Origin of the sequence: Streptomyces corchorusii (assembly GCF_001514055.1) — a bacterium.
GTDB lineage: Bacteria > Actinomycetota > Actinomycetes > Streptomycetales > Streptomycetaceae > Streptomyces > Streptomyces olivaceoviridis.
Genome location: NZ_KQ948356.1, coordinates 471,769 through 498,629, shown reverse-complemented (window position 1 = coordinate 498,629; position 26,861 = coordinate 471,769). Strand labels below are relative to the sequence as shown.

At 71.0% G+C, this 26,861-nt stretch carries 22 protein-coding genes; 10 read left to right on the top strand and 12 right to left on the bottom strand.

Annotated features, from left to right (window positions below):
* Nucleotides 1-9 precede the first annotated feature (9 nt).
* The 3 genes from AQJ11_RS17775 to AQJ11_RS17765 are packed head-to-tail and all read right to left on the bottom strand — an operon-like array spanning nucleotide 10 to nucleotide 2,840.
* The gene (locus AQJ11_RS17775) at nucleotides 10-921 is read right to left on the bottom strand and encodes an ABC transporter ATP-binding protein (protein WP_058081126.1); all 912 of its coding nucleotides are present in this window, start codon (nucleotides 919-921) and stop codon (nucleotides 10-12) included.
* Nucleotides 922-973: 52 nt separating this feature from the next.
* Nucleotides 974-1,891 carry a hypothetical protein gene (locus tag AQJ11_RS17770; RefSeq protein ID WP_059263689.1) on the bottom strand — a complete coding sequence of 306 codons (918 nt, stop codon included), beginning with the start codon at nucleotides 1,889-1,891 and terminating at the stop codon, nucleotides 974-976.
* Nucleotides 1,881-2,840 (bottom strand): ABC transporter ATP-binding protein, encoded by a 960-nt coding sequence (locus AQJ11_RS17765; RefSeq protein ID WP_014673710.1) that lies wholly within the window; start codon nucleotides 2,838-2,840, stop codon nucleotides 1,881-1,883. Before AQJ11_RS17765 ends, AQJ11_RS17770 begins: the two co-directional genes overlap by 11 nt.
* 205 nt (nucleotides 2,841-3,045) lie before the next feature.
* Here AQJ11_RS17765 and AQJ11_RS17760 point away from each other — a divergent pair, with 205 nt between their 5' ends.
* The 5 genes from AQJ11_RS17760 to AQJ11_RS17740 all read left to right on the top strand — a co-directional run bounded on the left by AQJ11_RS17760 (nucleotide 3,046) and on the right by AQJ11_RS17740 (nucleotide 8,234).
* Nucleotides 3,046-3,690: a hypothetical protein gene (locus AQJ11_RS17760; protein WP_208616544.1), complete on the top strand. Its 645-nt coding sequence runs from the start codon at nucleotides 3,046-3,048 to the stop codon at nucleotides 3,688-3,690.
* The gene (locus AQJ11_RS17755; RefSeq protein WP_208616543.1) at nucleotides 3,687-5,441 is read left to right on the top strand and encodes an SDR family oxidoreductase; all 1,755 of its coding nucleotides are present in this window, start codon (nucleotides 3,687-3,689) and stop codon (nucleotides 5,439-5,441) included. Before AQJ11_RS17760 ends, AQJ11_RS17755 begins: the two co-directional genes overlap by 4 nt.
* A 136-nt stretch (nucleotides 5,442-5,577) precedes the next feature.
* Nucleotides 5,578-6,126: an RNA 2'-phosphotransferase gene (locus AQJ11_RS17750; RefSeq protein ID WP_058081130.1), complete on the top strand. Its 549-nt coding sequence runs from the start codon at nucleotides 5,578-5,580 to the stop codon at nucleotides 6,124-6,126.
* 230 nt (nucleotides 6,127-6,356) lie between these two features.
* Nucleotides 6,357-7,259, top strand: a complete 903-nt coding sequence (locus tag AQJ11_RS17745; protein ID WP_059263686.1) for an LLM class flavin-dependent oxidoreductase — start codon at nucleotides 6,357-6,359, stop codon at nucleotides 7,257-7,259.
* Between the two features lie 102 nt (nucleotides 7,260-7,361).
* Nucleotides 7,362-8,234, top strand: coding sequence for a Cof-type HAD-IIB family hydrolase (locus AQJ11_RS17740; RefSeq protein ID WP_059263685.1), 873 nt, complete (start codon nucleotides 7,362-7,364; stop codon nucleotides 8,232-8,234).
* Between the two features lie 471 nt (nucleotides 8,235-8,705).
* Here the strand turns inward: AQJ11_RS17740 and cydD are convergent, their stop codons facing one another.
* The 4 genes from cydD to hisC form a co-directional block, all read right to left on the bottom strand.
* Complete coding sequence (gene cydD, locus AQJ11_RS17735) at nucleotides 8,706-12,215, bottom strand: thiol reductant ABC exporter subunit CydD (protein ID WP_208616542.1); 3,510 nt, start codon at nucleotides 12,213-12,215, stop codon at nucleotides 8,706-8,708.
* A gap of 52 nt (nucleotides 12,216-12,267) precedes the next feature.
* Entirely contained in the window at nucleotides 12,268-13,287 is a 1,020-nt protein-coding gene (gene cydB / locus AQJ11_RS17730) for a cytochrome d ubiquinol oxidase subunit II (RefSeq protein ID WP_014673718.1), read from the bottom strand.
* 15 nt (nucleotides 13,288-13,302) lie between these two features.
* Nucleotides 13,303-14,811: a cytochrome ubiquinol oxidase subunit I gene (locus AQJ11_RS17725; RefSeq protein WP_058081134.1), complete on the bottom strand. Its 1,509-nt coding sequence runs from the start codon at nucleotides 14,809-14,811 to the stop codon at nucleotides 13,303-13,305.
* A gap of 389 nt (nucleotides 14,812-15,200) precedes the next feature.
* On the bottom strand, nucleotides 15,201-16,280 hold the full coding sequence (gene hisC / locus AQJ11_RS17720) for a histidinol-phosphate transaminase (RefSeq protein ID WP_059263684.1): 1,080 nt from the start codon (nucleotides 16,278-16,280) through the stop codon (nucleotides 15,201-15,203).
* 455 nt (nucleotides 16,281-16,735) lie between these two features.
* On the opposite strand from hisC, the gene AQJ11_RS17715 reads away from it, so the two are divergent.
* The 3 genes from AQJ11_RS17715 to AQJ11_RS17705 all read left to right on the top strand — a co-directional run bounded on the left by AQJ11_RS17715 (nucleotide 16,736) and on the right by AQJ11_RS17705 (nucleotide 20,281).
* The gene (locus AQJ11_RS17715) at nucleotides 16,736-17,848 is read left to right on the top strand and encodes a LacI family DNA-binding transcriptional regulator (RefSeq protein WP_059263683.1); all 1,113 of its coding nucleotides are present in this window, start codon (nucleotides 16,736-16,738) and stop codon (nucleotides 17,846-17,848) included.
* Nucleotides 17,849-18,144: 296 nt separating this feature from the next.
* Nucleotides 18,145-19,227, top strand: a complete 1,083-nt coding sequence (locus AQJ11_RS17710; RefSeq protein ID WP_014673722.1) for a metallophosphoesterase — start codon at nucleotides 18,145-18,147, stop codon at nucleotides 19,225-19,227.
* A 181-nt stretch (nucleotides 19,228-19,408) separates the two neighbouring features.
* A complete protein-coding gene (locus AQJ11_RS17705; RefSeq protein WP_059263682.1) occupies nucleotides 19,409-20,281 on the top strand; it encodes a hypothetical protein in 873 nt (290 codons plus the stop codon).
* A gap of 121 nt (nucleotides 20,282-20,402) precedes the next feature.
* Here AQJ11_RS17705 and thiC read toward each other — a convergent pair whose 3' ends face one another.
* Nucleotides 20,403-22,187, bottom strand: a complete 1,785-nt coding sequence (thiC, locus tag AQJ11_RS17700) for a phosphomethylpyrimidine synthase ThiC (RefSeq protein ID WP_059263681.1) — start codon at nucleotides 22,185-22,187, stop codon at nucleotides 20,403-20,405.
* A gap of 250 nt (nucleotides 22,188-22,437) precedes the next feature.
* Between thiC and AQJ11_RS17695 the strand changes: the two genes are divergently transcribed.
* A complete protein-coding gene (locus AQJ11_RS17695) occupies nucleotides 22,438-23,856 on the top strand; it encodes a YibE/F family protein (protein WP_059263680.1) in 1,419 nt (472 codons plus the stop codon).
* Nucleotides 23,857-24,029: 173 nt separating this feature from the next.
* On the opposite strand, the gene AQJ11_RS17690 is transcribed toward AQJ11_RS17695, so the two are convergent.
* The 4 genes from AQJ11_RS17690 to AQJ11_RS17675 all read right to left on the bottom strand — a co-directional run bounded on the left by AQJ11_RS17690 (nucleotide 24,030) and on the right by AQJ11_RS17675 (nucleotide 26,375).
* Nucleotides 24,030-24,467 carry an SsgA family sporulation/cell division regulator gene (locus AQJ11_RS17690; RefSeq protein WP_014673729.1) on the bottom strand — a complete coding sequence of 146 codons (438 nt, stop codon included), beginning with the start codon at nucleotides 24,465-24,467 and terminating at the stop codon, nucleotides 24,030-24,032.
* Nucleotides 24,468-24,567: 100 nt separating this feature from the next.
* Nucleotides 24,568-25,521: an IclR family transcriptional regulator gene (locus AQJ11_RS17685; RefSeq protein ID WP_398780540.1), complete on the bottom strand. Its 954-nt coding sequence runs from the start codon at nucleotides 25,519-25,521 to the stop codon at nucleotides 24,568-24,570.
* A 190-nt stretch (nucleotides 25,522-25,711) separates the two neighbouring features.
* Nucleotides 25,712-25,924: a DUF5326 family protein gene (locus AQJ11_RS17680; protein WP_014673731.1), complete on the bottom strand. Its 213-nt coding sequence runs from the start codon at nucleotides 25,922-25,924 to the stop codon at nucleotides 25,712-25,714.
* 133 nt (nucleotides 25,925-26,057) lie between these two features.
* Nucleotides 26,058-26,375 (bottom strand): cupin domain-containing protein, encoded by a 318-nt coding sequence (locus AQJ11_RS17675; protein WP_058081142.1) that lies wholly within the window; start codon nucleotides 26,373-26,375, stop codon nucleotides 26,058-26,060.
* A 104-nt stretch (nucleotides 26,376-26,479) separates the two neighbouring features.
* Here AQJ11_RS17675 and AQJ11_RS17670 point away from each other — a divergent pair, with 104 nt between their 5' ends.
* Entirely contained in the window at nucleotides 26,480-26,857 is a 378-nt protein-coding gene (locus AQJ11_RS17670; protein WP_014673733.1) for a phage holin family protein, read from the top strand.
* Nucleotides 26,858-26,861: the final 4 nt, after the last annotated feature.

Below are 26,861 nucleotides of genomic sequence, written 5' to 3'. Positions count from 1 at the left end.
TTCGGCCTCCTACGCCGCGACCAGGTACGAGAAGACGGACTCCAGGGACTCGTCGGACGGCGAGACCGTGAGGAGCCGGATGCCGTGGTCCCTGGCGACCTTCGGCAGCAGGGCGGTGAAGCGGCCGAAGTCGACGGCCTGGATGCGCAGGGCGCCCTCGGCGTGGTCGACCTCGATGCCGGCCGTCGACGGGTCGGCGATCAGCGCGGCCGCGAGGGCGCGGTCGTCGCTGGAGCGGACCAGGTAGCGGTGCGGGCGGTCGGTCATCAGACGGCGGATCCTGCGGAAGTCGCCGCTGGCCGCGTGCCGTCCGGCGACCACGACCTCGATGTGCCAGGCGAGCTGCTCGACCTCTTCGAGGATGTGGGACGAGAACAGCACGGTGCGGCCCTCGTCGCCCATGCGCCGCAGCAGGTCCATGAGCTGCATGCGCTGGCGCGGGTCCATGCCGTTGAAGGGCTCGTCCAGCAGGAGCAGCGAGGGGTCGTGGACCAGGGCGGACGCCATCTTCACGCGCTGGCGCATGCCCTTGGAGTACGTGGCGATCTTGCGGTCCTGTGCGTACTCCATCTCGACCGTGGCGAGGGCGCGCTGGGCGGCCTTGTCGCCGAGGCCGTGCAGTTCGGCGTTGGCCACGACGAATTCGCGGCCGGTGAGGAAGTCGTACATCGCCTCGCGCTCGGGGACGATGCCGATGTGCCGGTAGATCGCCTCGTTGCGCCAGACCTGCTGCCCGTCGAGGGTGACGGTGCCGGTGGAGGGGGCGAGGAAGCCGCCCATCATGTTGATGAGGGTGGACTTGCCGGCGCCGTTGGGGCCGAGCAGGCCGGTGACGCCGGGGCCGATGGTCATGGTGATGTCGTTGACGGCGACCACGTTGCCGAACCAGCGCGAGACGTGGTCGATGACGAGGGTGCTCATGGGCGCGGCCCGTTCCTTAGAAGGGTGGTGGTGGCCGGACGGGTGGGCGTGGTCACAGTCCCACCTTCTTGTAGCGGCGCATCAGCAGGCCGTAGCTGGCGGCGATCAGGCCCAGGACGACCAGGACGTACACCGCGCCCTCGCCGCTGCCGGGGCCGGCCGCGCCGGGGAACGCCGAACTCGCGCCGAGGAAGGCGGACTGGACCCCGTCGATGAGGGTGACGGGCGAGAAGAGCCCGATCCAGGGGATGGCGCCGGTGCTGTTCTGCGCGTCGGCGATGGCCTGGAGCGTGGAGACGGCGCCGTAGGAGATGGTCAGTACGGCGATGACGGCCGCGATGCCGAAGCCGCGCCGCGGGGTGACCGAGGCGATGACCAGGCCGATGCCGGCGAAGAGCAGTGAGAGCAGTGCCACGGAGACGAGTCCCTGCGCGAATCCCTTGGTCTGGTCGGCGAAATCCAGCTTGGCCAGCAGTGCGCCCACGTAGAGGACGATCAGCGGGGCCGCGGTGAGGACGAACAGCGCGGAGGCCAGCGCCGCGTACTTCGCCCGGACGTAGTCGGCGGTCTCGATCGGCCGCGAGAAGTACAGCGGAACGGTCTTGAAGCGCAGGTCGCGCGAGACGGACTGGGGCGCCTGCGAGGCGACGTACAGGCTGATGACGGCCTGCATGATGATCGCGTAGCGCGTGTAGTCGACGGGCAGGTCCCTGGCCTTGGTGGCGACCGCGACGGCGACCATGATGGCCGCGGGCACGCACATCACCACGAACAGCAGCATCGGCAGCACCTTGGACTTGACGGAGCGTCCGAGGCCGTAGGCGCCGCGCAGGGACTGCGAGTACAGGGAGCGGGTGGCGTAGGAGCGGCCGAGGCGGGGGCCGTCGTAGTTGCGGTAGCCGATGTTGTGGATGCGGGTCTGGTCACCCGGGGTCGCGGCGGATGCCGGCAGGGGCTGCTCAACTGCCATGGACGGCCGCCTCCTTCCGCTGCTCGTCCTCGGTGAAGACCTCCGAGATGTGGTGCCGGCGCTGTTCCATCCGCACCAGCCCGAGGCCCAGGTCGGCGACGACGTCACGGACCAGGTCGTACGTCTCCTCGCCCTGCGCCGTCAGGAGCAGGATGTGGCCAGCGCCCGGCAGGCCGCTGCCGGCCTCGACGGTCACCCCGCGCGCGTGCAGCGCCTCGCGCAGCGCGCGCGTGCCGTCGGGGTGCTCGTCGGTGTCGGTGACCTCCACGGCGAGCGTGGTCGTGGTCTGGGTGAAGTCGGTGGTGGAGCTGGAGCGCAGCAGCTTGCCGCCGTCGATGACGACGACGTGGTCGCAGGTGCGTTCCAGTTCGCCGAGCAGGTGGGAGGTGACGAGGACCGAGATGCCGAAGTCGGTGTGGACGCGGCGGATCAGGCCGAGCATCTCGTCGCGGCCGACCGGGTCGAGGCCGTTGGTCGGCTCGTCCAGGAAGACCAGCCGCGGGTCGTGCACCAGCGCCTGGGCGAGCTTCACCCGCTGCTTCATGCCGGTCGAGTAGCCGCCGATGGGGCGGTACCGCTCCTCGTACAGCCCGACATGGCGCAGGGTGTCGGCGGTGCGCTCGCGGGCGGCGGCGGGCGGCAGGCCGGACATGCGGGCCATGTGGACGACGAACTCGGTGGCCGAGACGTCCGGCGGCAGGCAGTCGTGCTCCGGCATGTACCCGACGCGCTCGCGGATGGCGGCGCCCTCGGAGGCGACGTCGAGGCCGAGCACCTCGGCGCGGCCCTCCGTGGCGGGGGACAGCCCCAGCAGGATCTTGATCAGGGTGGACTTGCCGGCGCCGTTGGCCCCGACGAGTCCGGTCACACCGGGTCCGATGTCCACGGACAGCCGGTCGAGCGCGGTCACCCGGGGGAACCGCTTGCTCAGGCTTTCGGTCGCGATCACAGTCACGCCGTCGACATTAGTGACGCGGACCACGTCGGTCGTCAGACCGGAGAGCAGTCTTCGCGTCCGCCTCCAGGTGTAGGGGGTCCGTAAGGGATCCCCTCCCTGAGAGGTACGGGCATCCCTGTTGACGCCGGGTCTAACAAGTGCGAGATTCTCCGGTGTCGGGTGACGGGCACGTACCGCGATGGTGGGACGGGGTGGCATGGCGACGACGTCGACCGGGGAGCGCCCGGCGGAGCCGCGGGGTCTTCGGACCGTGCGGCGCCTCGCCCACGCGTACGCGGAGGCGGTCGCGGGCCGCCTGGAGCCGGGCGTGACCGGGTGCGACGCGGCCGGGATGCGGCGCGAGCGGCCGCGCGGGCGCGGGGTGAACCCGGTGCGGGACCGGTGGAAGGCCGACCTGGAGGCACACCGCGGGCTGATCCCGCGCGAGGTGCGCGAACGGCGCCCGCTGCGGCAGATTCACCAGGACGCGGACCGGCTCATGGTCCGCCGGGGCTACGCCGACCACCCCTTCGGGGTGATCCCCCACAAGGCGCACCGGGTGCGACGGCGCCGCTGGTCACCCCACCCGTCCGGGTTCGGCACCCGGTCCCCGGAGGGCCTCGCCGCCGACGCGCTGCACGGCCACCGCGGGGGCTGGTCGCCGCCGTGGTCGCCGTACCGCTTCTCGGACCACCCGCCGCGGCCGGGCCCCTGGGCGGCCGAACGCCGCCTCGGCCTCCAGGTGACGGGCGCGGAGTCCGAGGGGATCCTGGGGGTCACCGACTCCCGGGAACCCGGAGAGAGCGCGTTCGGGCCGGACGACGATCCGCCGCACACGCGGCGCTGGGCGGAGGAGGAGTGACCTTGAAGGGTGCACGCGAGCGCTGGGTGCGCACGGGCGGGGTCGAACTGTGCGTGGCCGAACTGGGCGACCCCGGCCGGCCGACGGTGGTGCTGGTGCACGGCTACCCGGACAGCAAGGAGGTCTGGTCGGAGGTCGCCGCCCGGCTCGCCGGCCGCTTCCACGTCGTCCTCTACGACGTCCGGGGCCACGGCCGCTCCACCGCGCCCCGGCCGCTGCGCGGGGGCTTCACCCTCGCCAAGCTCACCGACGACTTCCTGGCCGTCGTGGACGCGGTCAGCCCGGACCGGCCGGTGCACCTCGTCGGGCACGACTGGGGCTCGGTGCAGTCCTGGGAGTTCGTCACCGTGGGCCGCGCCCAGGGCCGTATCGCCTCCTTCACCTCGATCTCGGGGCCGTCCCTCGACCACTTCGGGCACTGGATCAACGCGCGCGTGAAGCGCCCCACGCCCCGCCGGGTGGGCCAGCTCCTCGGCCAGGGCGCCAAGTCCTGGTACGTGTACCTGCTGCACACGCCGGCCCTGCCGGAACTCGCCTGGCGCGGGCCGCTCGGCACCTACTGGCCGAAGATCCTGGAACGGGCCGAGCGGGTCCCGGGCGGCGACTACCCGACCGCCTCGCTGCCCGCCGACGCCGCGCACGGCGCCTGGCTGTACCGGGACAACGTCCGCGCGCGACTGCGCAGGCCGCGCCCGGACGCGTACGCCCACGCGCCCGTGCAGCTCATCACGCCCCAGGAGGACGCGTTCCTCTCCGAGCGGCTGTACGACGACCTGGACCGGTGGGCGCCCCGGCTGACCCGCCGCACGCTCCCGGCCGGGCACTGGGTCCCGCGCACACGTCCCGACCAGGTGGCCGCCTGGATCGAGCAGTTCGCGACGTCCGTCGAGGAGGGCCGTCCCGCCCCGCGGCCCACCGGGCGCCACGCCGACCGGTTCGCCGGGCAGCTGGTGCTGGTCACCGGCGCGGGCAGCGGGATCGGCCGGGCCACGGCGTTCGCCTTCGCCGAGGCCGGGGCGCGCGTGATCGCCGTCGACCGCGACGCCGAGGCCGCCGCCCGCACCGCCGAGCTGTCCCGGCTGGCCGGCGCGCCCGACGCCTGGGCGGAGCCGGCCGACGTCTCCGACGAGCAGGCCATGGAGAAGCTCGCGGAGAAGGTCCACGACCAGCACGGCGTGCTGGACGTGCTGGTCAACAACGCGGGCATCGGTCTGTCGGGCTCCTTCTTCGCCACGACGACCGACGACTGGCGCAAGGTGCTGGACGTGAACCTGTGGGGCGTGATCCACGGCTGCCGGCTCTTCGGCGCGCGGATGGCCGAGCGCGATCAGGGCGGCCACATCGTCAACGTCGCGTCGGCCGCCGCCTACCAGCCCTCGCGCGTGCTGCCCGCCTACAGCACCTCCAAGGCGGCGGTCCTGATGCTCTCCGAGTGCCTGCGCGCCGAGCTGGCCGCCCAGGGCATCGGCGTCACGGCGGTCTGCCCTGGCTTCGTCAACACCAGCATCACCTCCACGGCCCGCTTCGCCGGTGTCGACGAGGAGGAGCAACGCCGCCGCCAACAGCGGACGGCCCGCCTGTACGGCCTGCGCAACTACCCGCCGGAGAAGGTGGCCGACGCGATCCTGGACGCGGTGGCCGACAACAGGGCGGTGGCGCCGGTCACCCCGGAGGCCCGCGGCGCCCGCCTGCTGCACCGCTTCGCGCCGGGGTTGCTGAGGAGGATCGCGCGGGTGGAACCGAGGTTGTGACGCCAAATACCGCAAAGGGCACGGCAGTTGTCCACAACTTCGCCAATCCGCCTGTGGATAACCGCACTTGGTTGTGGATCAAACCTCGGAGCGAAAACAAGCTGCGTGATCCGCGTCTCTCCCGCACGCTGGACTCATGGACGAACGCCGCACCGTGAAGGTGTCGAAGTACCTCTCCCGACACCTGCGGCACCAGCCCGAGAGGATCGGGCTCACACCGGACCCGGGCGGCTGGGTGGAGATCGACACGCTGATCGCCGCGGCCTCCGCCCACGGGTTCCCGTTCAGCCGCGCGGAGCTGGACCACGTGGTCGCCGCGAACGACAAGCGGCGGTTCGCCGTCGAGGACGGCAGGATCCGCGCCAGCCAGGGCCACAGCATCGAGGTCGACCTCGGCCTGCCCCCGGCGACCCCACCGCCGTACCTGTACCACGGCACGGTCGCCCGTCACCTGGACGCCATCCGCGCGGAGGGCCTGCGTCCCATGAACCGGCACGCCGTGCACCTCTCCGCCGACCGGGAGACCGCCACCCGCGTCGGCGCCCGCCGGGGCAGGCCCGTGGTGCTGTCCGTGGACTCCGGCGCGATGCACCGCGACGGCCATGTGTTCCACATCAGCGCCAACGGCGTCTGGCTGACGGCGACGGTACCGGCACGCTACCTGCGCTTTCCCGGCCGACACTGAGCACTCCGTGGCCGACACGGGGGGCGTTCGGTGAGCGGCGGGCACGGGGATCGCTCGGCGAGCGGCAGGCGCGGGGATCGCTCGGCGAGCGGCAGGCGCGGGGATCGCTCGGTGACCGGCAGGCGCGGGGTCGCTCGGTGAGCGCCGGACGTGCCCGGCGCTGCGTGGCCGTGGGACCGCACACGGTGACCGTTTCGTCCGTGGCCGAGTGGGCCCCTTACGCTCGGATCATGAGTCTGCGTCTGAGCACCGTGATCCTGCCGTACCGCCGCTGGCACGAGGGCGGCCGTTCGGCCTGGGTACGCGCCGAGCAGCTCGGCTTCCACACGGCGTACACCTACGACCACCTGTCCTGGCGCAGCTTCCGTGACGGCCCCTGGTTCGGCGCGATCCCGACGCTGACCGCAGCCGCGGCGGCCACCGACCGGCTGCGCCTCGGCACGCTGGTCACCTCGCCGAACTTCCGCCACCCGGTGACCCTCGCCAAGGAACTCATCTCGCTGGACGACATCTCCGGCGGCCGGGTCACCCTCGGCATCGGCGCGGGCGGCACCGGTTTCGACGCCACCGCCCTCGGCCAGGAGCCGTGGAGCCCGCGCGAGCGCGCCGACCGGTTCGCCGAGTTCGTGCCCCTGCTCGACCGGCTCCTCACCGAGGACGCGGTCTCGTCCGAGGGCCGTTTCTACTCGGCGCACGAGGCCCGGAACATCCCGGGCTGCGTGCAGCGGCCCCGGCTGCCGTTCGCGGTGGCGGCCACCGGTCCGCGCGGCCTGAGGCTCGCCGCGCGGTACGGCCAGGCGTGGGTGACCACCGGCGACCCGAAGCTGTACGAGACCGGTACGCCGGAGCAGTCCGTCGCGGCCCTGCGCGGCCAGATCGGCAAGCTGACCGAGGCCTGCGAGGCCGCCGGGCGGGACGTCGCCGAGCTGGACAAGGTCCTGCTCACCGGCTTCACCCCGGACCGCGCCCGGCCGCTCGCGTCCCTGGACGCCTTCGTGGACTTCGCCGGCCGCCACCGGGAGCTGGGCTTCACCGAGATCGTGATCCACTGGCCCATCCCGGACTCCGCCTTCGCCGCCGACGAGAAGGTCTTCGAGCGGATCGCCATGGAAGCCCTCGCCCAGCTGGACTGACCCCGGGACCGACCGTCCGCACCGGCCGCGCCGAGCGTCGCCTGCGTCTCATCTGTGCGGTCTCCCGCACGGCCGTGCGGAGCCCTGGGTGAGAATGGCCGGGTGACCTCAGCGACCAGACAGCCCGGGACCCCTGCCGCCGCCCTGCCACCGCGGCTGATCGCCACCGACCTGGACGGCACTCTGCTGCGCGACGACAAGTCGGTCTCCCCACGGACCGTCGCCGCGCTGGCCGCCGCCGAGGAGGCCGGGATCGAGGTCTTCTTCGTCACCGGCCGGCCGGCCCGCTGGATGGACGTGGTCAGCGAGCACGTCCACGGCCACGGCCTGGCGATCTGCGGCAACGGCGCCGCCGTGGTCGACCTGCACGGCGGCCCCGGCGCCCACCGGTTCGTGAAGGTCCGTGAGCTGGCCCGGGACAACGCCCTGAAGGCCGTACGACTGCTCCGCGAGGCGGCGCCCGGCACGGTGTTCGCGGTCGAGCAGACGTACGGCTTCCACCAGGAGCCGGACTATCCCAAGCTGCACATGGAGATACCCGACCATCTCCTGCCCGCCGAGAAGCTGCTCGCACCCGACGGCCCCGGCGCCGACCAGCCCGTGCTCAAGATCCTCGCCTACCACCCGTCCCTCGACCCCGACGCGTTCCTCACCCTCGCCCGGCTGGCCGTCGGCGAGCACGCCAACGTCACCCGTTCCAGCCCCAGCGCCCTACTGGAACTCAGCGGCCCCGGCGTCTCCAAGGCCAGCACCCTCGCCCTGTGCTGCGCCGAGCGCGGCATCTCGCACGAGGAGGTCGTGGCCTTCGGGGACATGCCCAACGACGTCGAGATGCTGACCTGGGCCGGCCAGTCCTACGCGATGGGCAACGCCCACCCCGACGTCATCGCCGCCGCGTCGGGCCGCACGGTCGCCAACAACGACGACGGTGTGGCGGTGGTGATCGAGCACCTGGTCGCCGACCGGGTGCGGTAGCGCTCCGCGCGGGTCAGGGTGGCCTGCCTGCCGCACCGGTGGTCCCGCTCGCACGCGCCGGGCGGCTGCGCGTGGCGCACATACAGGCTCCCTGGAGCAGCGGTCGGCCCGGAGACCCGCGACGACCGGGCCCACCGGGTGCGCGGGGGCTCGGCCTGCCGTCCCGCCACGCCAACGGGCCCGGCCGAAACAACCGGGCCTGCCAAGACCCCGCCAACGTCTGCGGCGGTGAGGGGCCCCGGCCTGATGGACCGCCGCGCTGGTGAACCCGGTAGGGACGGCCGGGCCGCTGGCGGTCGGGCGCGCTTGGTGGGTCGGTCTTGCCAGCCGGGCCTCTGGCGGTCGGGCGCGCTGGTGGGTCAGGCGGAGCGGTCGGGCCGCTGGCGGTCGGCCGCGCTGGAGGGCCGGGCGGAGCAGTCGGGCCGTCGATGCCCCGCCCGGGACCGCGGAGGCGGCCCCGTCGGCGGGCCCTCAGCCCACCCCCACCAGCGACTCCGCCTCGGCTTCCCGGCGTGCCATCTCCCGCAGCGGCCCGTCCTCGGTGATCAGCCGCTCGTACGGCCCTCGCTGCACCACCCGGCCCGCGTCGAGCACGATCACCTCGTCCACCGCGTCGAGTCCCGCCAGCCGGTGCGTGATCAGCAGCGTCGTACGGCCCTGCGTGGCGGCCAGCAAATCGGCGGTCAGCGCATCCGCCGTCGGCAGATCCAGGTGCTCGGCGGGCTCGTCCAGGACCAACACGGGAAAACCGGCCAGCAGCGCGCGGGCCAGCGCCAGCCGCTGCCGCTGCCCGCCGGACAGCCGCGCCCCGTGCTCGCCGACGAGCGTGTCCAGGCCGTCGGGCAACGCGTCCACCCAGTCCAGCAGCCGTGCCCGGGCCAGCGCTCCGCGCAGGTCGGCCTCGGTGGCGTCCTTCCTGGCGAGGAGCAGGTTCTCGCGTACCGAGCTGTCGAAGAGATGCGCGTCCTGCGCGCACAGTCCGACGAACCGCCGTACGTCGTCACCGTCCAGCGCGCACGCGTCCACACCGGCGAGCGTGTACGAGCCCGCCTCCGCGTCGAGGAACCGCAGCAGCACCTGCGCGAGGGTCGTCTTGCCGGAACCGGACGCCCCCACCACCGCGATCCGGCGCCCCTCCTCCAGCGTCAGGTCCAGCCCGGCGAGCGCCTCCCGCCGCTGCCCCGCGTACCGCGCGACCACACCCTTGACGACCACCGGGAACGGCGAGGCGGGCGCCTGCCGGGGCGAGACGGGCTCGCGCACGGGCTCGGGCGCGTCCAGGACCTCGTACACCCGCTCCGCGCTGCGCCGCACGCGCTGCCGGTACCGCGCGGCGAGCGGCAGCCCCAGTACGGCCTCGAAGGCGGCGAGGGGGGTCAGGACGACCACGGCCATCGCCACACCGCTCAGCCGGCCGGCCGCCACCGCCTGGGCGCCGAACGCCGCGGTGGCCGTGACGGTCAGCCCGGAGACGAGCGCGGTGAGCCCGTCCCCGAGCCCGGTGACGGCGGCGGCGCGCGCGGCGATCCGGGTGAGGGTTCCGTCGGCCCGCCGGGCCGCGTCCGTACGGGCCGGCAGCGCACCGGCGACGGTCAGCTCGGCCGTTCCGGTGAGCAGGTCGGTCACACGGGTCGCGAGCACTCCCCGGGCGGGCGCCAGCCGCCGCTCGGTCCGCCGGGCGGCGGTCGCGGTCAGCAGGGGGACACCGGCACCGGCGGCCAGCAGGCCGGCCGCGAGGACGGCACCGGCCTCGGGCAGCAGCCAGGCCGTGAAGCCGACGGAGGCGGCGGACACGGTGAGCGCCACTCCGGCGGGCAGCAGCCAGCGCAGCCAGTAGTCCTGGAACGCGTCCACGTCCGCGACCAGCCGGGTGAGCAGATCACCGCGCCGGGCGCCGCGCAGCCCTGCGGGGGCCAGGCGTTCCAGCCGCCGGTACACCGCGACCCGGGTGTCGGCCAGCATCCGCAGCACGGCGTCGTGCGACACCAGCCGCTCGGCATACCGGAAGACGGCCCGCCCGATCCCGAACGCCCGGGTCGCGGTCACGGCCACCATCAGGTACAGCACCGGGGGCTGCTGGGACGCCCGCGAGATGAGCCAGCCGGAGGTGGCCATGAGCCCCACGGCACACCCCAGGGCAAGACTCCCCAGCCCCAGGGCCCCGACCAACCGCCCTCGCCGCCCCCCGCCGATCCCCCGGACCCGCCGCAACACACCGCCCCCGGCCCGCTGCCCCGGCGCACCATCCAGACGACCGAGTCGGGGGGCGGGTGGGTGAGGGCGGGGGTCCAGGGGGCGGAGCGCCCCGGTGGGCCCACTGGACTCCGGGGACGGAACAGCAGCGGCCTCTCCGAGCCGTACCACCCGGTCAGCGACCCCCAACAACGCGGGCCGATGCACGACAAGCAGCACGGTCCGCCCCGCGGCAAGCCTTCGCACCGCGGCCACGACCTCCCCCTCGGTCCCCCCGTCCAACGCAGCCGTCGGCTCATCCAGCAACAGCACAGGCCGATCCGCGAGAAACGCCCGAGCCAAGGCCAACCGCTGCCGCTGCCCCGCCGACAGTCCCGCCCCGTCCTCCCCGAGCACGGTGTCGACCCCCTCCGGGAGCGCCGTCACGAACTCCCACGCCCCCGCGTCCCGCAGCGCCCGCCGCACGGCACCGTCGTCGGCGTCAGGCCGGGCCAGCCGCACGTTCTCCGCGATCGTCCCGGCGTACAGATGCGGCCTCTGCGGCACCCACGCGACCCTCGACCGCCACTCCGCCAGATCCAGCCCGGCGAGATCCGCGCCCCCGATCCGCACCCGCCCCTCGGTAGGCCGTACGAACCCCAGCAACACGCTCAGCAGCGTCGACTTGCCCACCCCGCTCGGCCCGACCAGCGCAACGGTCTCACCGGGCTCGACGGTGAACGACACATCGGTCACCGCATCCGAGGACCGCCCCGGATACCGAACGCTGACCCCTTCGAAGGCCACACCACCCGTCGGCACCGCACCGGTACCCGAGTCCGGCACCGCCGTCTCCAGCACGCTGAAGATCTCCTCCGCCGCGGCAAGCCCCTCCGCCGCCGCGTGGTACTGCGCACCCACCTGCCGCAACGGCAGATAGGCCTCGGGCGCCAGCACGAGGATCACCAGACCGATGGAGAGATCCATGTCTCCGTGGACGAGCCGCATCCCGATCGTCACGGCGACCAGCGCGACCGACAGCGTGGCCAGCAACTCCAGCGCGAACGAGGACAGGAAGGCGATCCGCAGCGTCCGCAGGGTGGCCTGCCGGTACTCGCCGGTGATCCGCCGGATGGACTCCGCCTGCGCCTTGGCCCGGCCGAACACCTTCAGGGTGGGCAGTCCCGCCACCACGTCCAGGAAGTGGCCGGACAACCGGGACAGCAACCGCCACTGCCGCTCCATCCGGGACTGGGTCGCCCAGCCGATCAGCATCATGAAGACCGGAATCAGCGGCAGGGTGCAGACGATGATCGCCGCCGACACCCAGTCCTCGGTGACGATCCGCGCCAGCACCGCCACGGGCACGACCACGGCGAGCCCCAACTGCGGCAGGTAGCGCGAGAAGTAGTCGTCCAGGGCGTCGACCCCACGCGTGGCCAGGGTGACCAGCGAGCCGGTCCGCTGACCGCTCAGCCACCCCGGACCGAGCGCCGCCGCCCGGTCGAGCAGCCGCCCGCGCAGCTCCGACTTCACGGCCGCGCTCGCGCGATGGGCCGAGAGTTCGGTGAGCCACGCGACGATCGATCGCCCGACGGCCACGGCGGCCAACAGCAGCAGGGGAGTACGCAGTTCGGCGACCGACTGCCCGTGCTGGAACGCTCCGACGACGATCTCGGCGACGAGCATGGCCTGAGCGATGACCAGTCCGGCGCCGACGGCCCCCAGACCGATGACCGCGACGAGGAAGAGACGGGTGGCGCGGGCGTACCGCAGCAGGCGGGGATCGATTGGTTTCACGTGAAACATGCCCTTCGGTACCGGGGGTGCTGTTTCACGTGAAACAGCACCCCCGGCGGACTCAGTGCGCGGCGCCGGCCGCAGCGTCAGGAGCGATGTGCTGCGTGCCGATCCGCTTACGGAAGACCCAGTAGGTCCAGCCCTGGTAGAGCAGAACGAGCGGCGTGGCGATCGCCGCGCACCACGTCATGATCTTCAGGGTGTACGGACTCGACGAGGCGTTGGTGACCGTCAGGCTCCAGTTCCCGTTCAGAGTGGACGGCATGACGTTCGGGAAGAGCGACAGGAAGAGCATCGCCACGGCCGCCACGATGGTGACGCCGGACAGTGCGAACGACCATCCCTCCCGACCGGCCTGGTTGGCCACGAGAGCCGCCACCAGGGCGACGACGGCCACGATCAGAGCCACCAGACTCTTGCCGTCACCGCTGTCGGCCTGCGTCCACAACAGGAAGGCGAGCGCCACGACGGCCGCGACCAGACCGACCCACCGGGCCAGGTTCCGGGCCCGCACCCGGATCTCCCCCACCGTCTTGAGCGCGGTGAACACCGCTCCGTGGAAGGTGAACAGCGTGAGCGTCACCAGGCCACCGAGCAGGGCGTAGGGGTTGAGCAGGTCCCAGACGTTGCCGACGTACTCGAAGTTCCGGTCGAGCTTGACCCCCCGCACGATGTTCCCGAAGGCCACGCCCCACAGGAACGCCGGCAGCAGCGAGGTCCAGAAGATCGCTGTCTCCCAGTTGCGCTGCCAGTTCTCCTCCGGCCGCTTGGCCCGGTACTCGAAGGCGACACCCCGGACGATCAGGCAGACCAGGATGAGCAGCAGGGGCAGGTAGAAGCCGGAGAAGAGGGTGGCGTACCACTCGGGGAACGCGGCGAAGGTCGCGCCGCCCGCGGTGAGCAGCCACACCTCGTTGCCGTCCCAGACCGGGCCAATGGTGTTGATCAGCACCCGGCGCTCGGGCCGGTTGCGGGCCAGCAGCTTGGTGAGGATGCCGACCCCGAAGTCGAAGCCCTCCAGGAAGAAGTAGCCGGTCCACAGGACGGCGATCAGGACGAACCAGACGTCGTGAAGTTCCATGACTGTTCCCTCGGCCTAGTACGAGAAGGCCATCGGCTTGTCGGCGTCACGGGTGTCGCCGCCGATCTTCGTGGGCGGGTTGAGGTCGGCCTCGGTGAGCTCGGGCGGGCCGGCCTTGACGTACTTCGCGAGCAGCTTAACCTCGACCACGGCGAGGATGGCGTACAGCGCGGTGAAGACGGTCATCGAGGTGAGGACCTCGCCCTGGGAGACACCGGGGGAGACCGCGTCCCGGGTCTGGAGGACGCCGTAGACGACCCACGGCTGCCGGCCCATCTCCGTGAAGATCCAGCCCCACGAGTTCGCGATCAGCGGGAAGGCAAGGGTCCAGGTCGCGATGCGCCAGTACCAGGGGGTGAGCTTCGGGCTGAGCGCCTTGTTCTTGAACAGCACCAGGTGCGGCACCTCGTCCTCGCCGACCCTCAGGGCTTGGGGCAGCATGAACTTCTTGCGGGTCAGCCACAGTCCGGCCAGTCCGATGGCGAAGGAGGCCATGCCGAAGCCGATCATCCAGCGGAAGCCCCAGAAGGCGACGGGGATGTTGGGCCGGTAGTCACCGGGCCCGAACTTCTGCTGCTCGGCCTTGTTCACGTCGTTGATGCCGGGCACGTACGAGGTGAAGCTGTCGTCGGCGAGGAAGGACAGCAGACCCGGGATCTCGATGGCCACGGAGTTGTGGCCCTTGTCCACATCGCCATAGGCGAAGATCGAGAACGGCGCCGGCTTCTGGCCGTCCCACAGCGCCTCGGCGGCGGCCATCTTCATCGGCTGCTGCTTGAACATCACCTTGCCGAGGGTGTCGCCGCTGATGGCGGTGAGCAGGCCGGCGATGACCACGGTGACCAGGCCGAGCCGCAGCGAGGTCTTCATCTCGCGGATGTGCTTCTTGCGGGCCAGGTGGTAGGCGGAGATGCCCACCATGAAGGCGCCACCGGTCAGGAACGCCGCGGACAGGGTGTGGAAGGCCTGGCTGAGGGCGGTGTTCTGGGTCAGCACGGCCCAGAAGTCGGTCAGCTCGGCCCGCCCCCTGACCTTGTCGATCTTGTAGCCGACCGGGTGCTGCATCCAGGAGTTCGCCGCGAGGATGAAGTACGCGGACAGGACCGTGCCGATCGAGACCATCCAGATGCAGGCCAGATGGATCTTCTTGGGCAGCTTGTCCCAGCCGAAGATCCACAGGCCGATGAAGGTGGACTCGAAGAAGAAGGCGATCAGCGCCTCGAAGGCGAGCGGGGCGCCGAAGATGTCACCGACGAAGCGCGAGTAGTCGGACCAGTTCATGCCGAACTGGAACTCCTGCACGATGCCGGTGACCACGCCCATCGCGATGTTGATCAGGAAGAGCTTGCCCCAGAACTTCGTCGCCCTGAGGTACTTCTCCTTCTCCGTGCGCACCCAGGCCGTCTGCAGCCCGGCCGTGAGCGCGGCCAGGGAGATCGTCAGCGGAACGAACAGGAAGTGGTAGACGGTGGTGATGCCGAACTGCCAGCGCGCCAGTGTTTCCGGCGCCAAAGCCAGGTCCACGTCGTCACTCTCCTTACTACGGCGTGGTGCAGCGCGGTTTGCCCCTTTCGTCGCACGCAAACGGAACAAACGAGACGCGCTTGTGAACGCGTTCACATTCACAAGCCATTATGACGCACTGATTTTCAGCCTGCGCAGGGGGTCCCCCCTCGCTTCGACCGCCCACACAGGGGGCGAGGGGGATCATTTCGACACAGGCGTCTCTGTTTCACGTGACACGGACGCCCGGCAGGTCATGGAACCGGGCCACAGTGGCCTTCTGAACGGACGGCGACGCGGCCCGTGCACCGCCCTCGGCAGCGTGGACGGGGACGCCGCTCTCCTGGCAGCCATACGCGACGGCGACCCCGTCCAGGTGGAACTGATCGACGAGTGGAGGTACCGCCGGACTACAGCTCCTTGCGGAACGCCTCCGCCACCTTCAGGAAGATGTCGTTCGCCTCGGCCTCCCCGACCGTCACCCGCACACCCTCGCCCGGGAACGGCCGGATCACCACTCCGTGCTCCTCGCAGGCCTGTGCGAACGCGACCGTGCTCTCCCCCAGCCGCAGCCACACGAAGTTGGCCTGCGTCTCCGGCACCGTCCAGCCCTGGGCCCGCAGCGCGTCGACCACGCGCGTGCGCTCGCACACCAGCGAGCCCACCCGGCCCAGCAGCTCGTCCTCGGCCCGCAGCGAGGCGATCGCCGCCTCCTGAGCCAGCTGGCTCACTCCGAACGGCACCGCCGTCTTGCGCAGCGCCGCCGCCACCGGCTCATGGGCGATCGCGAAACCGACGCGCAGCCCGGCCAGCCCGTACGCCTTGGAGAAGGTCCGCAGGACGCAGACGTTGGGCCGCTTCCGGTACAGCTCGACACCGTCGGGCACCTGGGGGTCGCGGATGAACTCCCGGTAGGCCTCGTCCAGCACCACCAGCACATCGGCGGGCACCCGGTCGAGGAACCGCTCCAGCTCGGCCCGCCGCACCGTCGTGCCGGTCGGGTTGTTGGGGTTGCAGACGAAGACCAACCGGGTCCGGTCGGTGATCGCGTCCGCCATCGCGTCGAGGTCGTGCACATCGCCCGCCGTCAGCGGCACCTGCACCGAGCGGGCGCCGCTGATCTGCGTGATGATCGGGTACGCCTCGAACGACCGCCAGGCGTAGATCACCTCGTCGCCGGGGCCGCTGGTGGCCTGGATCAGTTGCTGGGCTACACCCACCGAGCCGGTGCCGGTGGCCAGGTCGGAGAGCGGCACACCAAAGCGATCGGACAGCTCGTTCATCAGCCCGGTGCAGGCCATGTCGGGGTAACGGTTGAAGTCGCAGGCCGCCGCACTCACGCTCTCCAGCACGCCGGGCAGCGGCGGGTACGGGTTCTCGTTGGAGGACAGCTTGTAGGCGACCGGTCCACCGGCCGCGGCCGGCTTGCCCGGCTTGTAGGTAGGAATACGCTCCAGCTCGGCGCGCAGCTTGGGGCTCGTCTCGCTCACCGCAGTCCTCCTCGCGACCACCGGCGACCCGTCGACACCGCCGGCATCCAATACTCCTCACCTTAAGAGGATTCGGCCCCGCTGCGAACAGGTCCGGAACGCCCAGCACTGCGGGCCCGTCGCCGCGGAAAGAGGCGAAGCTCACGTCTTCGACCGGCATCAGGGGCATCCTCGTACGAAGGCGTACGTTTCGGGGGGCGCGCCGTACATATATCTATGCGCCGGTAGCTTGCGCCGTGGCGCGCGTCCCCCGTGAAGGTGAGTTGAGACCTCTTCGAGACATCGGGGACTTGATAGGTCCATCCGCGTCGACAAGTCACGTCTTACTATTGGAACAGTCAACCGCCTTGGTTCCCAAGGAAGTTGGCACCCAATGACCATGCAGAAACGTGCCTGTCAACGCGTGCATATGCGTCCGCACTACCCCACCGCATGAGCCCTACTATCGGCTCGCCATGACAGCAGCAGGGAAGCACCAGGTGAGCCGCGCGGAAACCTCCCGCCGAGGCAGCCGGCCGGGTCGGGCGGGCATCAGAGACGTCGCCGCCGCCGCCGGGGTCTCCATCACGACCGTGTCCGACGCCCTCAACGGCAAGGGCCGGCTTCCGGATGCCACCCGGCGCCATGTCCGCGAGGTCGCCGACCGGCTGGGGTACCGGCCCTCGGCCGCCGCCCGCACCCTCCGTACCGGCAAGTCGGGCCTGATCGGCCTGACCGTGACCACGTACGGGGATGAACCTTTCACCTTCACCGAGTTCGCCTACTTCGCCGAGATGGCACGGGCGGCGACATCGGCCGCGCTGGCCCGCGGCTACGCCCTGGTCATCCTGCCCGCGACCTCCCGCCACGACGTCTGGTCCAACGTCGCCCTGGACGGCACGGTCGTCATCGACCCCTCCGACCAGGACCCGGTGGTCAGCGAGCTGGTGCGACAGGGACTGCCGGTCGTCTCGGACGGCCGCCCGGCCGGCGCGCTCCCCGTCACCGCCTGGGTCGACAACGACCACGAGGCCGCCGTACTCGGCATCCTCGACCACCTCGCCGCCGCCGGCGCCCGCCGCATCGGCCTGCTCACCGGCAACACGACGGACACGTACACCCACCTGTCGACCACCGCGTACCTGCGCTGGTGCGAACGGGTCGGCCAGGACCCGGTCTACGAGTCCTACCCGGCGCACGACCCGTGCGCGGGCGCCGTCGCCGCCGACCGGCTGCTCGCCCGCCCCGACCGGCCCGACGCGGTCTACGGGCTGTTCGACCCCAACGGCACCGACCTGCTCGCCGCCGCCCGCCGCTACGGCCTGCGCGTCCCCGACGACCTGCTGCTGGTGTGCTGTAGCGAGTCCACCGTGTACGCCAGCACCGAGCCGCCCATCACCACCCTGTCCCTGAAGCCGCGCCGCATCGGGACCGCTGTCGTCCAGCTCCTCATCGACGCCATCGAGGGCGTCGAGTCGGACCAGCCGGTCGAGCAGGTGATACCGACCGAGCTGATCGTGCGCACCTCCTCCCAGCGGCGGTCCCCGCGCACGACGGTCAGCCCGCCGCGGACACCGGACGAGAAGTAGCACCGCCCGCCGCACCGGCCCGCACGGGGCCCGGCCGGTGCGGCACAAGGGACCCGCCGGCGCACCGCGGGCGGGGACGGACCCGGTGGACCGAGGGCTCGTCCGGCCGACAGCCGGTCGAACATCTGCCCAAACGGGGCGAAAGCCACGGTGAACTGGAGTCTTGTTCCGATTCACCACCCCTGGGTCATCACACGGCGCGACGCGCGTTCCTATGATGGGCCCACGACACCGCGGACCGCTGCGACCAGGCAGTCCGAAGCGGTGCAGATGCGGCGCGATGGTGGAGGGGTCTGATGACTCAGGGGGCCGGTCAGGGACCCGAGGCGGAGCGGACGGCGACGCTGCGCGACTTCCGGGTACCCGCGTACGTCCACGAGACCGGTCCGTACGTCCAGCACGTCCACCCCGGCGACGTCGTACCGCCCGCCGACGAGGCGTATCCCGAGGGCTACACCCCCACCCAGCGCGACCTGCCCGTCATCAACCGCGGCGACACCCTCCAGGTCCCCGTCGAGCCCGCCCCCGTCCCCGCCCCGGCCCCCCAGCCCGCGACCGGGCCCGGCCCGCTCTATGTCGTCGGTGACGTCCACGGCTACCTGGACGAGCTGATGGCGGCCCTACAGGAGCAGGGCCTGATCGACGCCTCGGGCCAGTGGTGCGCCGGCACCGCCCGGCTGTGGTTCCTCGGCGACTTCACCGACCGCGGCCCGGACGGCATCGGCGTCATCGACCTGGTCATGCGGCTGTCCGCCGAGGCCGCGGCGGCCGGCGGATACTGCAAGGCCCTCATGGGCAACCACGAACTGCTGCTCCTCGGCGCCAAACGGTTCGGCGACACCCCCGTCAACTCCGGTGCGGGCACGGCCACCTTCCAGGCGGCCTGGCTGCTCAACGGCGGCCAGAAGACCGACATGGACCGCCTCCAAGACCACCACCTCCAGTGGATGGCCCGCCTCGACGCCGTCGAGGAGGTCGACGGCTATCTGCTGCTCCACTCCGACACCACCGCCTACCTCGACTACGGCGACTCCATCGAGGCGGTCAACGACACGGTCCGCGAGGCTCTGACCCGCAACGACGCCGACGAGGTCTGGGACCTGTTCCGCAAGTTCACCAAACGCTTCTCCTTCCGCGACGAGGGCGGCGCCGACGCCGTACGCTCCCTCCTCGATACGTACGGCGGCACCCGGGTCGTTCACGGGCACAGCCCCATTCCCTACCTCCTCGGCCAGGTCGGCTCCGAGGACGGCGAGGAGAGCACCGGCCCGATCGTTGACGGACCGCACGTCTACGCCGACGGACTCGCCATCGCCATGGACGGTGGAGTGACCATGGCCGGAAAGCTGCTGGTCCAGCAACTGCCCTTGAACAGCTGACCGTTCGTCGGGCAGGCGTCCCCCAGCCGTGTACACGCAGGCCGGACCGCAATTTCCGGCAATCCCCTGTCACCGTGCGCCGTGACGGCTCTACCATCGGCTTATCCGTAGCAGGCTCCCCTCCGTTTCTGCCCGACGGCTCGCCGGCGTGCGAGCCCCAAGCCCTACGGAGCATCGGGGGATGCACATGAACAGCGTTCCGCAGCACCTGCTGAGCGAGGACCGCCAGGAATTCGAGCGGCTCCTCGATGAGACGCTGCGCTCCGCACCGCACCGACCGGAACTGGCCGCTGTCGGACAGCGGCTCAACTCCGAACAACTACGCACCATGGCACTCAACGCCTCCGCCCTGATCACGGCAGCCGCGGCGGCCGAGTACCAGCACTACGTCAGGCTGCGCGACGAGTTGCGTCACCCTGCACTGTCCGGCCCACCGGCCGTCGGTGACTCCGGCGAATCCGGCGAGCCGAGCCCGGAGGCGACCGCCACGGACCTCGCCACCACCCTCGGCGAAGCCGCCGAGAGCACCGGTGCGGGCGCCATCGCGGTCATCGCCGTCCTGGCTCCCGTCCTCTCCGGGACCGCCGCGGTGATCTTCCTGCTCGTCGGCTACATCCTGAAGGCGCTCGACCCCGACCAGACCTTCGCCCGGACCATGCTCACCGCCGGCTGGGTGTTCGGTGCCATCACCGCGGCGGCGGTCCTCGTCGCCGCGGTCGGCCTGCTGCTCACCGCTCTGCGCAACAGGACACCGGCGGACGACCGGGCACGGGACGCGGCCCACGAGGAGCTGGACAGGGCCAGGGAGGCATGGCGGGAGGCCCTGCTGGAGCGCGGCATCCTGCCCTTCCTCCGGGAGGCACTCGCCGAGCCCGGCACGGCCACCGGGCACCCGTCGACCCCGCCCGCGCCGACCGGCCGTATACCCCGCCTCGGCTACGACCGCCCCGGCTTCAGCAGCCCCGACGACGGCACCGCGACCGGCCGTCCGAGCTTCACCAGCCCCGACTACACGAGCCCGGACTTCGGCGGCCCGGAACACCAGCCCGAGTGATCCGACCGGCCCACCGGTGTGCCACCGCACCGGCCGGCCGGCCGGCCGTGGACCCTCCTGCCCCGCCACACCGGCCGACCGTCAGGGGCGCGGCCGGCGCGGCGAGTTCGGCGTGCGGCGCTCAGTCGGCGATCGGCAGGTACACCCGGTTGCCGGCGGCCGCGAACTCCTTGGACTTCTGGGCCATACCCTCCTCGATCTCGGCCCGGCTGCCGCCGTGCTCACGCCGGATGTCCTGCGAGATCTTCATACTGCAGAACTTCGGGCCGCACATGGAGCAGAAGTGCGCCGTCTTGGCGGGCTCGGCCGGCAGGGTCTCGTCGTGGAACTCCCGTGCCGTGTCCGGGTCCAGCGCGAGGTTGAACTGGTCCTCCCACCGGAACTCGAAGCGGGCGTCGGACAGTGCGTCGTCCCACTCCTGAGCGCCGGAATGCCCCTTGGCGAGGTCCGCCGCGTGTGCGGCGATCTTGTAGGTGATGACGCCGGTCTTGACGTCGTCCCGGTTGGGCAGGCCGAGGTGCTCCTTGGGCGTGACGTAGCAGAGCATCGCCGTGCCCCACCAGGCGATCATCGCGGCACCGATGCCGGAGGTGATGTGGTCGTACGCGGGCGCGACGTCCGTGGTCAGCGGGCCGAGCGTATAGAACGGAGCTTCATCGCAGATCTCCTGCTGAAGGTCGATGTTCTCCTTGATCTTGTGCATCGGGACGTGTCCCGGGCCCTCGATCATGGTCTGTACGTTGAAACGCTTGGCGATCCGGTTGAGTTCCCCGAGCGTCCTCAACTCCGCGAACTGCGCCTCGTCGTTGGCGTCGGCGATCGAACCCGGCCGCAGACCGTCGCCCAGCGAGTACGTGACGTCGTAGGCGGCGAGGATCTCGCACAGTTCCTCGAAGTTCTCGTACAGGAACGATTCCTTGTGGTGCGCCAGGCACCACGCGGCCATGATCGAGCCGCCGCGCGAGACGATGCCGGTCTTGCGGTGGGCGGTGAGCGGGACGTACGACAGCCGGACGCCCGCGTGGACCGTCATGTAGTCCACGCCCTGCTCGGCCTGCTCGATGACGGTGTCCTTGTAGATCTCCCAGGTCAGCTCCTCGGCCTTGCCGTCGACCTTCTCCAGGGCCTGGTAGAGCGGCACCGTGCCGATGGGGACGGGGGAGTTGCGCAGGACCCACTCGCGGGTGGTGTGGATGTTGCGGCCGGTGGACAGGTCCATGACCGTGTCGGCACCCCACCGGGTCGCCCAGGTCATCTTCTCGACCTCCTCCTCGATGGAGGACGTCACCGCGGAGTTGCCGATGTTGGCGTTCACCTTCACCAGGAACCGTTTGCCGATGATCATCGGCTCGATCTCCGGGTGGTTGATGTTGGCCGGCAGCACGGCCCGGCCCGCCGCGATCTCCTCGCGGACCACCTCGGGGGAAACGTTCTCCCGAAGGGCCACGAACTCCATCTCCGGCGTGATCTCGCCGCGGCGGGCGTACGCGAGCTGCGTCACCGCCCGGCCGTTGCTGCCCCGCCGCGGCTGACGCGGGCGTCCGGGGAAGACCGCGTCCAGGTTCCGCAGCCCGCCGCGCGGCGAGGTGTGCTTGATCCCGTCGTCCTCGGGACGGACCGGACGGCCCGCGTACTCCTCGGTGTCGCCGCGGGCGATGATCCAGTTCTCCCGCAGCGGCGGCAGGCCACGGCGGACGTCCGTGTCGACGAGTGGATCGGTGTACGGGCCTGACGTGTCGTACAGCGTGACGGACTGCCCGTTGGTGAGGTGCACCTGACGGACCGGCACGCGCAGATCGGGGCGCGAGCCCTCGACATACGCCTTGTGCCAGCCGATGGACTTCCCGGCCTCCGGGGACTTCTCGTCCTGGATGGAGGCAGGCGTGCGTGCGTCCTTGTTGGCCATGAGACCTACTCCCTACGCCGGCATTACCCGGTAACAGGTTCGGCGGTCGACGCAGCGGCTTCCGTCTGGCGACGTTTCGTGTGGAACACCTCTTGTTCCACGTGAAACATCGCGTGTACGGAGGTCAGCGCCCTCTCAGCCCGGTGCTCCGAGCTCCCGCGTGTGCAAAGGTGCCTCCACGCTAGCGCCATGTGTGGCGCGGTGAACAGTGGGCCCCCGCCGTTCTTGCGATGATCGGGCGGTGACCAGGATGGAGCAGTACCCCCACCAGCCGCCCGAGCCACCCCGTCGAGACGGCCCGGAACAGGAGGCCGGACACGGCCACGGTCCACGCGACCACGGTCACTCGCACGGCAACAGCCACTCGCACGGCCACAGCCACAGCCACGGCCCGGCTGCCCCCGTCTCCCAGCACCTGCGCAAGGTCATCGCGGCGATCCTGGTCCCCTTCACCGCGGCGGTCCTGGTCGGCCTCGTGGTGCTCTGGCCCGGTCACGCCCCCTCCCACAAGCGCACCGGCGTCGGCTTCGACCGGCAGACCCAGCAGGCCACGGTCACCCGGGTCGTCGAGGTCAGCTGCAAGTCGGTGAACGCCTCCGGGGGCGGCACTCCGGCCGGCGACACCTCCAGCGCCGAGGGCACGTCGGCGGAGGCGGGGGCCGACAAGACCTGCGAGAAGGCCACCATCCGGGTGGACACCGGCAAGGACGAGGGCCGTACCTTCACCGAGATCGTGCAGCCGGACCAGTCACGGCAGTTGCACCAGGGCGAGAAGGTCGTGGTCGCCTACGAGCCCTCGGCCCCCAAGGACTTGCAGTACTCGGTGACCGATGTGAACCGCAAGTTCCCCATGGCACTGCTCGCGGGGATCTTCGCGGTGGCCGTCGTGGTGGTGGGCCGACTGCGCGGGGTCATGGCGCTGGTCGCCCTGGCCGTGAGTTTCCTCGTGCTGACGCTGTTCATCCTGCCGGCGATCCTGGAGGGGGCGAACCCGCTGCTGGTGGCCGTGGTGGGGTCGAGCGCCATCATGCTGATCGCCCTGTACATGTGCCACGGTCTGTCGGCGCGTACGTCGGTGGCCGTGCTCGGCACGCTGATCTCGCTCTGTCTGATCGGCGTGCTCGGCTCGCTGTTCATCGGCTGGGCCGCGCTGACCGGCAACACGGACGACAGCACCGGCCTGATCCACGGCCTGTATCCGTCGATCGACATGAGCGGTCTGCTGCTGGCCGGTGTCATCATCGGTTCGCTCGGCGTCCTGGACGACGTGACGGTGACGCAGACCTCGGCCGTCTGGGAGCTGCACGAGGCCAACCCGTCGATGGGCTGGCGCGGGCTGTACCGGGCGGGCATCCGCATCGGCCGCGACCACATCGCGTCCGTGGTCAACACCCTCGTGCTCGCCTACGCCGGTGCCGCACTGCCGTTGCTGCTGCTGTTCTCGATCGCGCAGAGCAGCGTCGGCACCGTGGCCAACAGCGAGCTGGTGGCCGAGGAGATCGTGCGCACGCTGGTGGGCTCGATCGGTCTGGTCGCCTCGGTCCCGGTCACCACCGCGCTGGCCGCGCTCGTCGTGTCGGCCGACCGGACCGGGCCCGGTGCCACGGCACCCGCCGGGGCACCGCCCGCACCGGCACGCGGAGGCCGGGGTCGACGCCGGAAGCGGTGACGCAGTAAGGGGTGACGCCGGAAGCCGGAAGCGGTCGGCCCCGGGGGAGGGGCGAGCACCGGGGAGGGGCCGAGCACCGCGGAGGGCGCGCGGAACGGGCAACCACCGCAGAAGCGTTCCTGCACAGTTCCGCGCAGCACGGCGGATCCCCCGCCACCCCTTGCCGTAACGCTTCAGCCGGCGCTCTGTTCCTCGGCGAGGATACGGTCCAGGGCCTCGTCGAGATGAGCGTCGAAATCAGCGAGCGCACCCTCCTGGCCGAGCGGCACGAGCTTGTCCGTACGGTCGAGGAAGGCCACCAGCGGTGGCGCCGACGAGCGGAAGAGGGCCTGGTCACCGCCGACCTGAAGCCGGATCAGCACCTCACCCAGCACCTCGGAATCGGCGGGGGCGATGTGCACGTCCCCCTCCCCGCACGGGCGGCCGACCCCGTCGATCAGCAGCTCCCGCCCGAAGGCCCAGGTCACCGGAGCGTCACCGGGCAGATGGAAGGTGAGGCGTACGGCATACGGATCACAGGTCTCGTAGCGCAACTCCACCGGGATGCGGAAGGAGAGCTCCTCCGACACGAGAAAGCTCATCATGACTTCTGCCTGTACGGACTCGCGCATCGCCTATCCCGTCATATGACATCGACTGGCCGGGATTGATCCCTCTGACCGTGGTCAAATCTTGCTGAAAGTACACAAGAGATCACAAGGAGTAAGGTTTTCAGATACTGATAGAGAGCGTGAGCGACCCCAGATGCCGACCGATCTCCGCCTGCATCCGCTGTGCCGCGGGCATCAGCCGGTCGGCGTGATGGACGGGCAGGGAGATGGCCATGGTGGCCGCGGTGGTGCCGACCGTGATCGGGACCGCCGCGCAGACGGTGCCGACCGCGTACTCCTGGCGCTCCACCACCGGTTCCATGCGCCGCGTCCGGGCCAGCCGCCGCAGCAGCGCGTCGTTGTCCCGCACCGTGTACGGCGTGATGGGCCGCACCGGATACCGGGCGAGGTGGTCGCGCCGTGCGTCCTCGTCCAGCTGGGAGAGCAGGCACTGTCCGATGGCGTGCGCATGGCCGGTCTCACGGAAGTCCGCCCACTCTTCCACCGCGGGCGCCTGACGGGAGGCGGAGACGCACATGACCTCGATCTCACCGTTCCGGTACATCGCGTAGTACACCGGCACTCCGATGGAATCGCGCCAGTGCGCCAGCGTGTCCGCCACCGTGCTGCGACGTTTCTGCTGCGCTCCACTGCGGCCCAGTCGCTCCGCCGCGTCACCGAGGAAGAACAGCCCCTTCTCACGGCGCAGATAGCCCTCGTGGACCAGGGTGCGCAGCAGGTGGTACGCCGTGGGCAGCGCGAGGCCGGTCTCACGGGCGAGTTGTTTGGCCGGGGCGCCGTATGCGTGCGCGGCGACGGTCTCCAGCAGGCGCATGGCGCGCTGGACGGACCCGATGAGCGTGGCGGCGGATGTGGGGGCGGCCTGTGGTCCCGGCCGGCCCGCGGAGGGCGGTGCTCCGCAGCGGTCCGCGGCACGCGGGGGTCCGGGGATGTCCGCGGCCTGTGGCTGGCCCGGGACGGCCAGGGGCACCGGTCGCTGGACGGGAGGCGCGCAGGAGCGCGGTGGGGTGGGGGGTGCGTGTGGTTCCGCCGGTGCGGTGTCAACCGTGGCCAAGGGTCACTCCCGGAGCGCGAGGGGGCAGCCCGTGCGAGGAAGAGCACGGAGGGGGGTCTGCGCCGCCCACGGGGCCGGACCCCGTGGGGAGTTCCGGACTTTAACCGCACGCCACCGCCCGCAGACGGCTCCCGGGGGAAACTTCCCTCCCCCGAGGGAACCGGCCCCCGTCACGGGTGACCGGGGTGCCTCACCAGTCGCTGCGCGACGAGGAGTTCCCCATGAACTTGCGGACGATGTAGATCAGTCCGCCGACCAGCGCGACGAAGATCAGCGCCTTGAACAGCAGGCCGATCACGAACCCGACCACCGTCGCTATCAGGCCGCCGAACACGACCAGGGCGATGACCGGCACCGCGACCCACTTCACCCACCACGGCAGCCCCGCGAAGATCTCTCGCATCGCCCTCGTCCTTTGCGTCTCGTGCGTTGTCGATGTTCCGCACTCGATGCTAGGGCCGCGCGGGGCCCTCACGGGGGCCTCGCATCCCTTGTCCTCCCCTGACCCGTCCCCTAGGGAACCCGGGGCTCCCGGGTCACGCCTCGGGCGGAGAGAACACGACGAGCACCCTGAGGTCCTCGCTGATGTGGTGGAACTTGTGGGCGACCCCGGCGGGCACGTACACGACGCTGCCCCGCGCCACCTCGGTCGTCTCCAGACCCACGGTGATCGACGCCCGGCCGCTGACCACGAAGTACACCTCGTCCTGGCCGTGCGGCTTCTGCGGGTCGTGCTCGCCCGCGTTGAGGGCGTACAGGCCGACCGACATGTTCCGCTCGCGCAGGAACTGCAGGTAGGCGCCTTCGTTGGCGGCGCGTTCCGCCTCCAGATCGTCCAGCCGGAATGCCTTCATCGCCGCTGCCGCCCTCGCCTCACTGCTCGCTGTTCCGCTGCCCGCCGCCGGACCGCTCGCCGTCCGTCCGGCCAGGGTCCGCCCGGTCTGCCACGATCAGACACATGAAGAATTTCGTAGTCAAGACGATCGCCAACGCAGGCGCCCTGGCGGTCGCGGTGTGGCTGCTCGACAAGATCACCCTGACGGGTGACAGCACCGCCAAGAAGGCCGGCACGCTGATCGTTGTCGCGTTGATCTTCGGCCTGGTGAACTGGTTGGTCAAGCCGATCGTGAAGGTGCTCACCTTCCCGCTGTTCATCCTGACCCTGGGCCTGATCACCCTGGTCGTGAACGCGCTGATGCTGCTGCTGACCTCCTGGGTGTGCGGCAAGCTGGACCTGAGTTTCCATGTGGAGGGCTTCTGGACGGCCGTCCTCGGCGGTCTGATCGTCTCCGTCGTCTCCTGGGCGCTGCACGTCGTCCTGCCCGACGAGGACTGAGCGC